The sequence below is a fragment of the Aminobacter sp. MSH1 genome (assembly GCF_003071665.1).
Taxonomy (GTDB): Bacteria; Pseudomonadota; Alphaproteobacteria; order Rhizobiales; family Rhizobiaceae; genus Aminobacter; species Aminobacter niigataensis.
This window is the reverse complement of record NZ_CP026265.1, coordinates 522,184-534,424: the sequence shown is the minus strand read 5'-3', so window position 1 is coordinate 534,424 and position 12,241 is coordinate 522,184. Positions and strand designations below refer to the sequence as shown.

Below are 12,241 nucleotides of genomic sequence, written 5' to 3'. Positions count from 1 at the left end.
CCGATCAGCCCGCCTTGACCGTGCATATGCCGTTGGCGCCGCCCTTGCCGGTGTAGGAAACGCTTGGCGACCCGTCGGGATTGATGCTCAGAGAGATCGTCACCCCGTGGCCGGTGGCCTCGAAGTAATTGTCGTTGAACTTCTTCAGCTTGGCTTCCGTGCCGTTGATGTAGATCGGCCCGCCTTCGTCGGCATGCACCTCGATGTTGCCGGGGCAGGTGGCGTTGACGAGCGGTATGTTGGCGCTGGCTACTGTGGCCATGGCCGAAGCGGCAGCAAGAAATACGGCAGTGGCGAGTGGCTTGTTCATCTGCATGTCCCCTTAGTGGCGCTGTGCTGCCCGCTACTGTCGCGCCGCGCAATTCATCGCGCAAGTCGGGGTCAGCTCGCCAGCGGCAGGCCCGGGGTTGCGCCGCTTGCGGCGCCGAGGCGTCGCCGCTTGCCTGTCGCAAATCCGTCATCGAATGGCTGTGGCCGGGCGATGCCATAGCCCTGCGCATAGTCGACGCCGATGTCGCGCAGCGCGATGGCGATGTCGTCGTTCTCGACGAACTCGGCGATCGTGCGTTTGCCCGTCACCTCGCCGATGTGCTGGATCATCTCCACCATGGCGCGGTCGATGCGGTCGACGAGCATGTCCTTCACGAAGCCGCCGTCGATCTTGAGATAGTCGACCGGCAGCGCCTTCAGGTAGCTGAACGACGACATGCCCGAGCCGAAATCGTCGAGCGAGAAGCGGCAGCCATGCGCCTGCAGTGACTTGATGAAGCGCGCGGCGCTGTCGAGGTCGGCGATGGCGCTCGTCTCGGTGATCTCGAAGCAGATCGTCGACGGCGCCACGCCGCTGCGCACGAACTGCTCCAGCACGTAGCTGACGAAGCTGTCGTCGCCGAAGCTGGCGCCGGACAGGTTGATGGCGCAGATGGCGATCGGGTTGTCGGGCTGCGTCCGCTTGTGCACGGCCAGCCGCTCGAAGGCGGAGCGAACCATCCAGCGGTCGATCAGCGGCATCAGCCCGTAGCGTTCGGCCGCCGGGATGAAGGCCCCCGGCGGGATCATGTTGTTGTCGGCGTCGGCCAGGCGGATCAGGAGCTCGATATGCGCGCCCGTCGTCTCGTCCGCCTGCAGCGGCACGATCTCCTGCGCGTAGATGCGGAAGCGGTTCTGTTCCAGCGCCTCGCGTAGTCGCTGCACCCAGGCCATTTCGCCCAGGCGATGCTCCAGTTCGAGGTCGCCGATCTGCTGCAGCTGGATGCGGTTGCGGCCCTTGTCCTTGGCCATGTAGCAGGCGATGTCGACGCTGCGCAGCGTCTCCTCCAGCGTCATGCTGGCATCAGACAGGCCGACGACGCCGATGCTGACGCTGGTGCTGAAAGCGCGCCCGGCCCAGACGAAATGCAGCTCTTCCACCGCCTTGCGCAGCCGCTCACCCGTGCCGGCTGCCAGTTCGGCAGGACAGTTCTCCATCAGCACGCCGAACTCGTCGCCGCCGAGCCGCGCCAATAGGTCGCCGGAGCGCAGATTCTGCCGCAGCGCGGTCGATACCTTGCGCAGCAATTCGTCGCCGGCGGCATGCCCGCAAGTGTCGTTGACGATCTTGAACTGGTCGAGGTCGAGATACATCAGCGCATGTGTCGACGGGCGCTTTGCCAGGCCTTCGAGCGAGGCGCTCAGCCGCGTTTCGAATTCGAAGCGATTGGCAAGCGAGGTCAGCGTGTCGTGCCTGGCCTGCCAGGACAGTTGCGCCAGGAATTCCTGCTCCTTGGTCCGGTCGTGGAAGACCAGGACCGCGCCCACCACCCGCTGCTCGACATAGAGCGGGGCGCCGACCAGCGAAATCGCGACGCTCGACAGGTCGGGCCGCACCAATTGCTGCGGCACGCCGCTGCCGTCGATCGCTTCGCCGGAGAGCACCCGCGCCATGAAGCTGCGGTCTTCCTTGTCCGCCTCTTCGTTCATCAGGCGAAACAGCTGGTCGAGCGGTTTGCCCCTGGCATCCGTGCCGCGCCAGTCGAGCAGCCTTTCCGCGGCCTCGTTCATGTAGTCGAGCCTGCCTTCCGCATCGGTGGCCACCACTGCCTGGCCGATCGAGGCCAGCGTGATCTGCGCCCGTTCGCGCTCCGCGTTCAGGGCGTCTTCGAAGGCCTGGCGCTGTTGCAGCAGGTTTCCCGTCCGCCGCATGGCGAGCAGGATCAGGAGGGCGGCGGTGATGACGTTGACGCTGAGCAAAAGGGTGGTGATGGCGCGGGATCCACGCCCGAGCGATTGCGAAAACGCATCCGCCAGCGGTGCCGTTTCCCCGTTGAGGCTCTGGATCTTGCGGCTCCACTCGGCACGCATTTCCGGCGACGCGCGGTTGTTCGAGATGTCCTGATGCATCGCTTCGCCAAGTGCTGCGACCTCGAGGATCTTGGGATCGGCGTCGATCCAGCGCTGCACGGCGTTGGACAGGTAGCTGACGTCCCTGAAATTGCGAAACAGCCAGATCATGCCGGGAATGTCTTCGGGATGGTTGCCGGCGCGCAGGAAGCTGTCGAAGGCCGCGTCATAGTCCGGCACCGGCTGCGCCATGGCCAGCCTGGCTTCGCGGTCGGCCAGCGGCACGGCAATCGCCTGCTGGAACCGGTCGTGGAACCGCGCATCGCCGGTGTTGGCATACATGGCGAGGCTGTAGATGGCGTCCCTCTGGCCCTTCGACCAGGCACTTTCGCCGGCCACATAGGCGCGCACTGCCGAGAGCGTATAGAGGCTGGCACCGGCGATGATGGCTTGCACCAGTACCACGGCTATGAACGGCCACAGCAGCGCAAACAGCCGGAATCTGGATTTGATGTCGCGTAGCCTCGTCACATGCCCCAACGAAACGAACTCGCTCTCGCCTGTAGTTGTTGTCGCGTCCCCAGCGCGAATATTTTGCAAAACGTATATCGGCGGGCTTTAAGAATTCCCTTCACGGCAAGGTTCCAGGTACATTCGAGTACATTGACGTAACGGCAAATGTTTCCAGTATGGGCGCGCCTTGGTTCCGTTGCAGGTCGCAGGATAGTGCCTGTACCGCTGGCCGGCCGTCGGGATAGGCTGTGCAACGTCATGTGTTCGAGGGGAATATGCAGGACCGGACTTTCCTTTGCCCGTTGCAAGCTTGCCCGGTCGCGGCGCTGACTAGGGCACAGCCACTCTGATGGCGCCCGTCATCGTCGACCCGGACAAGATCCGCGAGTTCAAGGATGCCGCGAGCTTCTACAGCTGGCTCGCCGGGCACCACGACAAGCAGGACGAAGTCTGGATCAGGGTCCACAAGGTGAGTTCCGGTTTGCCCTCCATCACTCCCAAGGAGGCCATAGACGTCGTGCTGTGCTGGGGCTGGATCGACGGCGTGCGCAAGGGCCTCGACGACACGAGCTTCCTGCAGCGCTACTCGCCGCGCGGCAGGAAGGGCACCTGGAGCCAGATCAACGTCGACAATGTCGCCCGCCTGATTTCAGAGGGCAGGATGACCGAACATGGCCTCAGGCCGGTCGACGCGGCAAAGGCCGACGGGCGCTGGCAGCGTGCCTACAAGTCCGGCAAGGACATGAAGATCCCCGACGATCTCCAGGCCGCCATCGACGCCGAGCCGCTGGCAAGGGCAATGCTCGGCAAGCTCAGCGAGCAGAACCGCTTCGCGCTCGCCTTCCGCACCCACAACATGAAGACCGAGGCCGGCCGCAAGCGGAAGATCGAGGCCTTCGTCGAGATGCTCAAGCGCGGCGAGACGATCTATCCGCAGAGGATGAAGTAGGGCTGTCCGGCACGTGGGCCTTGGCTGTCGGCAGCTCTGGGTTTATGCCCGATACAGCCGCAGCGGCTTGGTCGCCTCGCGGCTGACCACGCCCCGCGCCTCGAGGTCGAGCTGCGCCGCCTTCAGCCACCAGCCGGCCTTGTCGCCACCGGGGAACAGTGCCTCCGGTAGCAGCGGCAGCACGCCCGCCTTGGCCTCGGCCACCGTCAGGCCCGGCGCCTCGGCCGGCAGCACGGAAAGTAGCGCATCGCGCATCGCCGTGTATTTGGCCTTGTCGACGCGCACGACGTGCCCGGGCGAGATCACGTTCCTGATTTCGATCTTCTCAGCTGCCTTGGACATCGAGCTCGCCCTGAACATATGTGAGTTTGGGGGCGCGAAAGCCCATCGCTGCCCAGGCCGACAACAGCCGCCACATGAAGCGGCCGGAATGCTTGGCGTAGCTCGGCAAGCCATCCGAGAACTCCACGCCCGGCCTGCGGTCGGCGGTCATCGTGCGCATCTCGACCGGCGGCTGATCTTCGGGGCGAAACCGCCTCCTATAGACCGACAGCCAGTGCCCGCCCTTGAACTCGAGAAACATTGGCGAGTTGCAGCATTTGGCCACTACGCGCCGGGTCGGTGCCTTCTGGCTCAGCCGATGTTCGCGCAGCAGTTCCGCACCGTGCACGCAGCGCATCCGGTCCTTGCGATAGAGCGCGAAATTCGTGCCGCCGTCGCTCTCCAGCACCGGCTCGCCCCCCGGCAGAGCCTCGAAGATCCCGCCTGCCTTCTGGCAGCTCGAGCAGTAGCAGGCCGCGCCGACGATCGGCGCGCCGCTCGCTTCGAACCCAACCTGGCCGCACCTGCAGGCGACTCGTCGCATGTCCTTCCCGACACAAGCCATGTCATCACCTCGTCCTTCGATCTCAAATTAGACTGTACCGTCTAGTTTGATTTGTCAATCGGATCGGCCTATCCTGCTGTCGGGACTGCCAACATCAGGGAAGGGCTATCCATGAGCGGTGCGAAAAGTCGCCAGCAACGAACGCGCGACGCCATCGTCTCGGCGGCAGCCGTGCTGTTCCTGAAGAACGGCTTCCTCGGCACCAGTATGGACGAGATCGCGGCGACGGCCGACGTCTCCAAGCAGACGGTCTATGCCCATTTCCAGAGCAAGGAAGCGCTGTTCCTCGACGTCGTCAGGGGCATGACCGGCCTTGCCGGCGACGAGCACCAAAAGCAGGTCGCCGAGCCGCAGGACGACCGCCCCATCGCCGAATACCTGCTCGAATACGCCGAGCTTCAGCTGACCATCGTCATGACGCCCAAGCTGATGCAACTGCGGCGCCTGGTCATCGGCGAAGCCGGGCGCTTTCCCGAACTCGGCAAGGCGCTGCACGCGCTTGGGCCCCAGCGCTCGATCGACCGCCTGTCGCGTGCATTCGAGGGCTATCGCCGGCTCGGCCAGATGCAGGCCGACGACCCCCCGGCCGCGGCCGGCTTCTTCAACTGGCTCATCATGGGCGGTCCGGTCAACGATGCCATGCTGTTGGGCGACGGCGCCATCCTGTCGCCCGAGGGCTGCCGCAGTCATGCAAAGGAAGCCGTCCGCATCTTCCTCGCGGCGTACGGGCCGCGCTAGGTGCGGACGCCGCATGGCACTGGCCTATGGCCGGAACCGGGCAGGGCTCATTGCCCGGGAGCCATCAGGTCGCGCACCAACCTGTCCTTCACCAGCGCGATCATCTCGGCATGCAGTTCGCCGCGTGGCCTTGTGGCCTCGTCGGAACAGATCGGATCGATCTCGCCCACCGACTTCAGCAGATCGGCGGCACCTTCCTTGCATTCCGGCAGGAAGCTGAAATGCGTGGCGCCGGCCACCGTCGCATAGCTGCCCCTCGGCGTCAGCTTCGCCAGCCGGTCGGAGATGACAGCCAGGGGAATGGTCTCTGCATTGCCGAGATTGATGAAGTGCATCGGGACCGCGATCTCCGTCAGGCTCTGCGCGTCATAGGCCTGCGCCAGCCCGGGATCGGCCAGCACAGCCGTCTTGATGCGGTGGTCGAGGTTCGATTGCTCGAAGCGCGTCCGGTCGATGCTGCGCAGGTCGAGCCTGTCGACCGTCACCCGCGCTTCGTCGACGTAGCCGACGCCGCCGGCAAACCAGGCGCAGTCCCATTTCTTGTAGCCGTCGCAATAGCTGGCATAGGCCTCGAGATCGGCGCGCGCGCCGGCAAGCTCCATCGCCGCGGCGCCGCGGAGCGAAAAGCCGACCACGCCGATCCTGTCGGCGTCGATGACGCTGTTCCAGGCCGGGTCCCTGGTCATCGCGTCGATGACGGCCGAAAGGTCGCCCGTGCGCTGCCACAGCTTCGGGGTGTCGGCCGGCGTCGAGAAACCGCTGGTCGTGCCCGGATGGTTGGGACCGGCAACGACGAAGCCCGCCTTGGCCAGCTCGGTGGCGAGCCAGCCCATGGCCTGCACGCGGCTGCCCGAGCCGTGCGACAGCAGCACCAGCGGATGGCGCCCCGGCACCGGCGGCGCGTTGAGCGCGGCCGGCGCGCCCATGAAAACCCTGTTGTCGCCCAGGGTCGTCGGCGTGCCGCCGGCGCCGGCCGGATACCAGACGGTAACGGCAAGGTCGCGGCCGGGCTGGACCACGGTCACCTCGCGCACGCCGGCCTCGGAGGCAAGGCAGGCGGAAACGAAGCCGATGAGGGCGGGAATGGTGGTGAGTAGTTGGAGCATGACGAACCTCGCTCTTGTTGCGAAAGAAGACGAGCCAGCAATGGCGAAATCGGGCATCCTGATCGTCCTCGATCGCGATTCAGGTCGTGCTCGATCGCGATGCAGGCCATGATCGGTCGTCTTCTCCTCTGGTGGGATTCGCCTTGATCTTCGTGCCCCTGTCCTTCGTCGCCGCGCTTTTGCTGGTCATCCTGCTCGTCGCGGCGCTGCGCGCCCGGGAAACCACCGGCGGCAACACGGCATTCCTCGTCCTCGTCGCCCTCTGCGCCCTGCAGTCGGTCGTCGTCGGCCTGCGCTGGGGCTACCATGTCGAGGCGGCGCGTTATGTCCTGCCGATCCTGGCAGCCAGCCTGCCGCCGTTGGTGCTCTTCAGTTTCCGCACCTTGCTCCAGCGCGACGATGTCCGGAGCGGCCCTATGCGCTGGCTCCACGCCTCGCCGCCGCTGGTCATGACCGCCCTGGTGCTGTTCGTGCCAGCCCTCATCGACGTCGCGCTGATCGTGATCTTCGTCGGCTATGCGCTCGCCGTGCTGAACCTGGGACGCAGCGGTCCCGACGCCCTGGTCGAGGCACGCCTCGACAGCGCGGTCGCCGCCCACCGCGCGCTGGTCATCGCCGCCGCAGCGCTCTGCCTGTCGGCCCTGTTCGACCTCGGCGTGCTGCTCGCCTTCGAATGGTCGATGGGGGCGAACGCCGAGATCATCGCCAGCAACGCCAACATTCTCGGCCTGTTCTTCATCGGCCTGACCGCCTTCGTCGCCTCGCGCGCCCATCCCTCGGCGCCGACCCAGCCCAGCCCGCCCGAGCCGTCGCCCTCCGAGCAGGACCGCGAAATCCTCGACCAGGTCCAGCGCCTGCTCGTCGGCCAGAAGCTCTATCGCGACGACAATCTCACTCTGTCGCGGCTGGCCCGGCGCGCGGGCGCGCCGGCGCGGCAGATCTCGGGCGCCGTCAACCGTCTCGCCGGCAAGAACGTCTCGCAATACATCAACGACATCAGGATCTCGGAGGCCTGCCGCCTGCTCCGCGACACCGACATGTCCGTCACTGCGGCCATGCTCGACGCCGGCTTCCAGACCAAGTCCAACTTCAACCGCGAGTTCCGGCGCGTCACCACGCTCAGCCCGGCCTCCTGGCGCGAACGGAACCGGCCCCAGGCTGCAGCCTGAGGCCGGACGATCTCCAGCGCATCTTTCTCAGCCCCGCAGCCCGGCAAAGAACGCCGCGACCTCGCCCGCCCAGACCTCCGGCACTTCCATCGCCGCGAAATGGCCGCCGCTGGCAAGCTCGGTCCAGCGCACGATGGTGTTGCCTTCCTCGCCGTAGCGGCGGATGGCGACCTCGTCGCGCGCGAACACGGCAACGCCGGTCGGCACGCCCGAATTCGGCTTCGGCGACCACGCTTCGGGATCATGCGCGTTTTCATAGTAAAGCCGGATCGACGAGGCCGCGGTGCCGGTGAACCAGTAGACCAGCACATTGGTCAGGAAGGTGTCCTGCTCGACCGCGTCAGGGCTGTCGCCGAAGCCGGCAAACATGTCACCCAGCCATGAGATGAGGCCGGCCGGCGAGTCCGTGATGCCATAGGCGAGCGTTTGCGGCCGGCTCGACTGCAGCGCGTTGAAGCCGAAGCGCTCGGCCATGAACTGCTGCAGGCGCTGCAAGCGGCTCTTCTCGGCATCGCTGAACGAGGCGATTTCGTTCGGCTCGATCGGGCCGAGTGGAATGAAGCCCATCGTCGCCGCATTGACATGGACGCCGATGACACGATCCGGCGCCGTGCGTCCGATGGCAGGCGCAATGATCGCACCCGCATCGCCGCCCTGCACGCCGAAGCGCCGGTAGCCGAGACGGGACATCAGCTCGAGCATGGCATTGGCGATGCGGCCGTCGTTCCAGCCCGCTTCGCGCGTCGGGCCGGAGAAGCCGAAGCCGGGCAGCGACGGGATGACGAGATCGAAGCCGCCCGCGGTCAGCGGCCCGATCGCGCCGAGGAACTCGACGAACGAGCTCGGCCAGCCATGCAGCAGGAGCAGCGGCACGGCATTGGCGGCCGGGGACTTCACGTGCAGGAAATGGATCGTCTGGCCGTCGATCTCGGTGACGAACTGCGGATGGCTGTTGATCGTTGCCTCCTCGGCGCGCCAGTCGAAGCCGTTCCTGAGCCGCTCGATCGCGCGGGTGACGAAGCCGGACGCCATGCCGTAGCTCCAGCCCGCGCCCGGGATCTCGTTGGCGAGCCGCGTGTTGGCGAGCCGCGCCTTGAGTTCAGTCAGCTCGGACTCAGGGATGGCGATCTTGAAGGGGGTGATGTCAGGCATTGCCGCGTGTCCATCTTGGTTTCGTGCGCGGTCCCGTTCGAACATCGTTCCAATTTCAGGGACGTGCACGGGGTTGAAAGTGCATGCTTTCTACCCGGCGGCAGGGCCTCGGGGATTGAAGATTTCCGACAGTTTCAGCCCCGCGCGGCCTGCCCGGGAGTGACGCCCATGATCGCCTTGACCGAGCGGATCATGTGCGGCTGGTCGGCATAGCCGAGCGCAAAGGCGACGTCGGCCGCCGGCCGCCCCTGCTGCAAAAGCGCCAGCGCCTTCTGGGCGCGCTCGATCTGGGTGAAGGTCTTGTAGGTGACGCCGGTCGTCTTCAAAAAGTGCCGCTGCAGGGTCCGCTCCGACATTGCCATGGGATGCCCCGAGACGATCGACGCGACGACCCGGTTGTCCTCGATGATGCAGTTGCGCACCAGCTTGCGCACGAAGCCGTCGACGGTATCGAGCGTCGGGATCTCCAGCACGTCGGCCCCGAGCCGGAAGCGGTCCTTGCCGATCAAAGGCAGCACCACCCCCTGGTCGCGCATCAGTTCGCCCGGCATCAGCGGCATGAAGCTGCTCGGCTTGAAGGCAATCGCCAGGATCTCGTCGCCGGCGGCATAGTCATGGGTCACGGCTGCGGTGGTCAGCCCGGTGCGCAGCACGGTGGTCGTGTCGGCATTCCTGAAAACGACCACGTCCCAGCAACCATCAGGCTGCATCCGCATGCTGCCGCCGGTGGCAAACCTGTTCTGCGTCACCGCCTCGACATGCGGCGACGACCACCCCTCCAGTGTCACGACCTCATGCATCTTTGCCGCCAGTCCACCCGCAAGCGCAGTGTCGCCGGAGTTGGAGGGGGATGCAATGGCACTCAGGTAGGAGGCCGCGATCAGCCCGCAAGGCGCCCGCGAAACAACGTGGTGCCGTCGCTCAGGCGTGATCGCGAGATGTCAAGCAATCCAGCCTCGGTCATCCACGCGCGATACTGGCCTTCAGTGTACGCCTCGCCGTGCCGGTAGAGGTTCAGGAAGGTGAGATTCAGAAAGACACCCTCGGGCGGGCCAAGGCGGTCGTCATCGACGACCCCCCACCCCGCAATTGCGATCTCGCCTCCGGGTGCGAGGCAGCGCGCCGCGTTCAGGATCGAACGGCGCGCCTGCTCCGGCGGCAGGACCTGGACGACGGCCTTCAGGATCGCCAGATCGTGCCGGCCGATCGATGGCGCGACAGTGATGTCGCCTTCTTCGACAACGACGTCGTCGGCACCGTATTCCGACAGGATGGCCGGCGCGACGGCTGCGACCGTCGGCAGTTCCATCAGCGTCGCCGCAATCTGCGGCCGTCCCTCGCGCAGGCCGACGAGAATGGTGCCCGGCCCCCCACCGATGTCGATCACCGAACCGACCGCCTCAAGGTCGATCTCTTGCGCCAGCTGCCGGCCGAAAATCACCCCGCCCGGTGCGAGCATGCGGCTGAAGGCCGCCGCGGATTCGGTCCCCGCTTCGGAAAAGTCGTGCAGCGCGGCCGGCCGGTTCTGTCGCAGCGACTCCGCGGTCAAAAGGTCGGCACCCCAGAGCTCGCGCAGCAGCGCATGATCGCCGCCGCGATAGGTCGGCTTGGACGCGTCGAGGAAGGCCGACGCTTCGGCTCCGTTGCGAAACTGGCCACCCTCGACGTCGAGCAGACCGATGCTGGCGAGCGCGTAGAGCAGCCGCGACAGGCGGTCGGGCGCGACGTCGAGCGCGGCCCCGAGGCTGTGTGCCGTCGCCGCGCCGCCACCGAGCCGGGTGAAGACGCCAAGCTCCAGCCCGGCGCGAAGCGCCAAAGCGGGGGGCACCGCTGCGATCAGCTTGTCGATCCGCTCAGAATCCACCATGTCGCATCCCCTTGCGCGATCCGGGCCTTTGAAGCAGTTCGCAAGATCGGAATCAACCGGGCGGGCAAGTACGGCCGCGCTACTTCTCTCGCTTTTCGATCTTCAGGTCTGGCAGGTCGGGTCGCCTGGATTTCACCCCGGCCTCCTTCAAGGCCGTGTATCCCACCTTTTTGAGGAGCTTCTCTGTCTTGGCGCGCTCCTTGTCGAGGGCGCTCTCACCTTTGACCTTGGGCATCCGTCCTCCATTTGGTTCGTTCGCCGGCAAACAGGATTGCCAGCGCGCGCGATATCAGCATTGAGGCCGCGGCAGCGATGACGTCAATGACCGAAATCAGGCGCATTGCCGAACTGGCCTGGAGCTGCCGGCCCGTAGGCGGTCACCCGATGTATACTAAGGCAAGTGCCTTAATGTTCTTGACAGGCTCCGCCGGCCTGCATTACTAAGGCATATGCCTTACCATTCTACCCCTCTCGACCTCGCCTTTCACGCCCTCAGCGACCCGACCCGCCGCGCGGTGGTGTCGCGGCTGGCCGAGGGCGAGGTGCCGGTCAGCGCCCTGGCCGAGCCTTTCGACATGGCGCTGCCCTCCTTCGCCCAGCATCTCAAGGTGCTGGAGGCGTGCGGACTGATCGTCAGCGAAAAGCGCGGGCGCAGCCGCTGGTGCAAGCTGGTGCCGGCGCGCTTCGACGAGGCGGCGGACTGGATGGAAGCGGAGCGCCGGCGCTGGGCCGAGCGGCTGGATCGACTGGAAGTCTACCTGGACAAGACGGAAAGAGGATGAAGCACATGGCAAACCTGTTTGAGACCTGGTCGCTCGATCGCGAGATCGTGCTGGTCAAGCTGCTCAACCACCCGCGCGACAAGGTCTTTGCCGCCTGGATGGACCCCAAGGCGTTGGCGCAATGGTACGGCCCCGCCGGCCTGAGCATCGAAAACCACGAGGCCGACATCCGCGAGGGCGGTGTCTGGCGCTTCGACATGGTGGGCGTGTTCGAGGGCAAGCAGCAGCGTTTCCCCAACCTCATGCGCTTTCTGGAGATCGTGCCCAACGAGCGCATCGTGATCGACTATGGTACGCCCGAGCCCAACGACCCCGACCGCTTCCGCGTCACGGTGACGTTCGACGAGCAGAGCGACGGCAAGACGGTGCTGACCATGCGCCAGCTCCACCCCAGCGCCAAGCGGCGTCAGGTGGTCATCGGCTTCGGCGCGGTGGAATACGGGCTGCAGACGCTGGACGGCCTCGCCGCCTGGCTGGACGGCTGAGCCTTTGGGGGGGGCGGCAGCGGTGGTCAGGTGCGCAGGACGGTGGTCGTATCGGCGTTCGTGAAAATGACCTCGTCCCGGCAGCCATCCGACTGCATCCTCATGGTGCCATCGGTGGCGCACCTGGTGTGCGTCACCTGTTCCGCGTGCGGCGACGACAAGCCCTCCAGTTTCGTGACCTCGTGCATTACGGCCGTCAGTCTCGCCAGATTTGCGGGGAACTGAGCAGACTTTACTTGTGAACTCTGAGCTTTCGACTTCACGCAATACCGCAC

At 65.7% G+C, this 12,241-nt stretch carries 14 protein-coding genes; 5 read left to right on the top strand and 9 right to left on the bottom strand.

Going from position 1 to position 12,241, the window contains the following annotated elements:
• Positions 1 to 4: 4 nt before the first annotated feature.
• Positions 5 to 310, bottom strand: a complete 306-nt coding sequence (locus CO731_RS02640; RefSeq protein WP_108605834.1) for a hypothetical protein — start codon at positions 308 to 310, stop codon at positions 5 to 7.
• 71 nt (positions 311 to 381) lie between these two features.
• Positions 382 to 2,850, bottom strand: coding sequence for an EAL domain-containing protein (locus tag CO731_RS02635; protein WP_245439583.1), 2,469 nt, complete (start codon positions 2,848 to 2,850; stop codon positions 382 to 384).
• A gap of 331 nt (positions 2,851 to 3,181) precedes the next feature.
• On the opposite strand from CO731_RS02635, the gene CO731_RS02630 reads away from it, so the two are divergent.
• Positions 3,182 to 3,781 (top strand): YdeI/OmpD-associated family protein, encoded by a 600-nt coding sequence (locus CO731_RS02630; RefSeq protein WP_108605832.1) that lies wholly within the window; start codon positions 3,182 to 3,184, stop codon positions 3,779 to 3,781.
• A gap of 42 nt (positions 3,782 to 3,823) precedes the next feature.
• Here the strand turns inward: CO731_RS02630 and CO731_RS02625 are convergent, their stop codons facing one another.
• Both CO731_RS02625 and CO731_RS02620 read right to left on the bottom strand, forming a co-directional pair.
• Positions 3,824 to 4,123 (bottom strand): hypothetical protein, encoded by a 300-nt coding sequence (locus CO731_RS02625; protein WP_108605831.1) that lies wholly within the window; start codon positions 4,121 to 4,123, stop codon positions 3,824 to 3,826.
• Positions 4,107 to 4,646, bottom strand: a complete 540-nt coding sequence (locus tag CO731_RS02620) for a hypothetical protein (protein ID WP_245439581.1) — start codon at positions 4,644 to 4,646, stop codon at positions 4,107 to 4,109. Before CO731_RS02620 ends, CO731_RS02625 begins: the two co-directional genes overlap by 17 nt.
• A gap of 132 nt (positions 4,647 to 4,778) precedes the next feature.
• Here CO731_RS02620 and CO731_RS02615 point away from each other — a divergent pair, with 132 nt between their 5' ends.
• On the top strand, positions 4,779 to 5,405 hold the full coding sequence (locus CO731_RS02615; RefSeq protein ID WP_108605829.1) for a TetR/AcrR family transcriptional regulator: 627 nt from the start codon (positions 4,779 to 4,781) through the stop codon (positions 5,403 to 5,405).
• 47 nt (positions 5,406 to 5,452) lie between these two features.
• Here the strand turns inward: CO731_RS02615 and CO731_RS02610 are convergent, their stop codons facing one another.
• Entirely contained in the window at positions 5,453 to 6,511 is a 1,059-nt protein-coding gene (locus tag CO731_RS02610; protein WP_108605828.1) for a dienelactone hydrolase, read from the bottom strand.
• A gap of 152 nt (positions 6,512 to 6,663) precedes the next feature.
• On the opposite strand from CO731_RS02610, the gene CO731_RS02605 reads away from it, so the two are divergent.
• On the top strand, positions 6,664 to 7,680 hold the full coding sequence (locus tag CO731_RS02605; RefSeq protein ID WP_343207459.1) for an AraC family transcriptional regulator: 1,017 nt from the start codon (positions 6,664 to 6,666) through the stop codon (positions 7,678 to 7,680).
• 27 nt (positions 7,681 to 7,707) lie between these two features.
• Here the strand turns inward: CO731_RS02605 and CO731_RS02600 are convergent, their stop codons facing one another.
• The 4 genes from CO731_RS02600 to CO731_RS28555 form a co-directional block, all read right to left on the bottom strand.
• The gene (locus tag CO731_RS02600; protein ID WP_108609590.1) at positions 7,708 to 8,832 is read right to left on the bottom strand and encodes an epoxide hydrolase family protein; all 1,125 of its coding nucleotides are present in this window, start codon (positions 8,830 to 8,832) and stop codon (positions 7,708 to 7,710) included.
• 134 nt (positions 8,833 to 8,966) lie between these two features.
• Complete coding sequence (locus CO731_RS02595; protein ID WP_108605826.1) at positions 8,967 to 9,632, bottom strand: helix-turn-helix transcriptional regulator; 666 nt, start codon at positions 9,630 to 9,632, stop codon at positions 8,967 to 8,969.
• Positions 9,633 to 9,712: 80 nt separating this feature from the next.
• Entirely contained in the window at positions 9,713 to 10,699 is a 987-nt protein-coding gene (locus tag CO731_RS02590) for a methyltransferase (protein WP_108605825.1), read from the bottom strand.
• Positions 10,700 to 10,778: 79 nt separating this feature from the next.
• Positions 10,779 to 10,934, bottom strand: coding sequence for a hypothetical protein (locus tag CO731_RS28555; RefSeq protein WP_159091536.1), 156 nt, complete (start codon positions 10,932 to 10,934; stop codon positions 10,779 to 10,781).
• 214 nt (positions 10,935 to 11,148) lie between these two features.
• On the opposite strand from CO731_RS28555, the gene CO731_RS02585 reads away from it, so the two are divergent.
• Both CO731_RS02585 and CO731_RS02580 read left to right on the top strand, forming a co-directional pair.
• The gene (locus CO731_RS02585; RefSeq protein ID WP_108605824.1) at positions 11,149 to 11,481 is read left to right on the top strand and encodes a metalloregulator ArsR/SmtB family transcription factor; all 333 of its coding nucleotides are present in this window, start codon (positions 11,149 to 11,151) and stop codon (positions 11,479 to 11,481) included.
• Complete coding sequence (locus CO731_RS02580; RefSeq protein WP_199914545.1) at positions 11,478 to 11,966, top strand: SRPBCC family protein; 489 nt, start codon at positions 11,478 to 11,480, stop codon at positions 11,964 to 11,966. Before CO731_RS02585 ends, CO731_RS02580 begins: the two co-directional genes overlap by 4 nt.
• The last annotated feature ends 275 nt before the right edge of the window (positions 11,967 to 12,241 follow it).

Excerpts from the sequence above, each read along its gene's own strand:
- CO731_RS02620 (WP_245439581.1), bottom strand. The coding sequence starts at position 4,646 with ATGCGACGAGTCGCCTGCAGGTGCGGCCAGGTTGGGTTCGAAGCGAGC.
- CO731_RS02630 (WP_108605832.1), top strand. The coding sequence starts at position 3,182 with ATGGCGCCCGTCATCGTCGACCCGGACAAGATCCGCGAGTTCAAGGAT.
- CO731_RS02590 (WP_108605825.1), bottom strand. The coding sequence starts at position 10,699 with ATGGTGGATTCTGAGCGGATCGACAAGCTGATCGCAGCGGTGCCCCCC.
- CO731_RS02595 (WP_108605826.1), bottom strand. The coding sequence starts at position 9,632 with ATGCATGAGGTCGTGACACTGGAGGGGTGGTCGTCGCCGCATGTCGAG.
- CO731_RS02600 (WP_108609590.1), bottom strand. The coding sequence starts at position 8,832 with ATGCCTGACATCACCCCCTTCAAGATCGCCATCCCTGAGTCCGAGCTG.
- CO731_RS28555 (WP_159091536.1), bottom strand. The coding sequence starts at position 10,934 with ATGCCCAAGGTCAAAGGTGAGAGCGCCCTCGACAAGGAGCGCGCCAAG.
- CO731_RS02610 (WP_108605828.1), bottom strand. The coding sequence starts at position 6,511 with ATGCTCCAACTACTCACCACCATTCCCGCCCTCATCGGCTTCGTTTCC.
- CO731_RS02580 (WP_199914545.1), top strand. The coding sequence starts at position 11,478 with ATGAAGCACATGGCAAACCTGTTTGAGACCTGGTCGCTCGATCGCGAG.
- CO731_RS02625 (WP_108605831.1), bottom strand. The coding sequence starts at position 4,123 with ATGTCCAAGGCAGCTGAGAAGATCGAAATCAGGAACGTGATCTCGCCC.
- CO731_RS02640 (WP_108605834.1), bottom strand. The coding sequence starts at position 310 with ATGAACAAGCCACTCGCCACTGCCGTATTTCTTGCTGCCGCTTCGGCC.
- CO731_RS02615 (WP_108605829.1), top strand. The coding sequence starts at position 4,779 with ATGAGCGGTGCGAAAAGTCGCCAGCAACGAACGCGCGACGCCATCGTC.
- CO731_RS02585 (WP_108605824.1), top strand. The coding sequence starts at position 11,149 with ATGCCTTACCATTCTACCCCTCTCGACCTCGCCTTTCACGCCCTCAGC.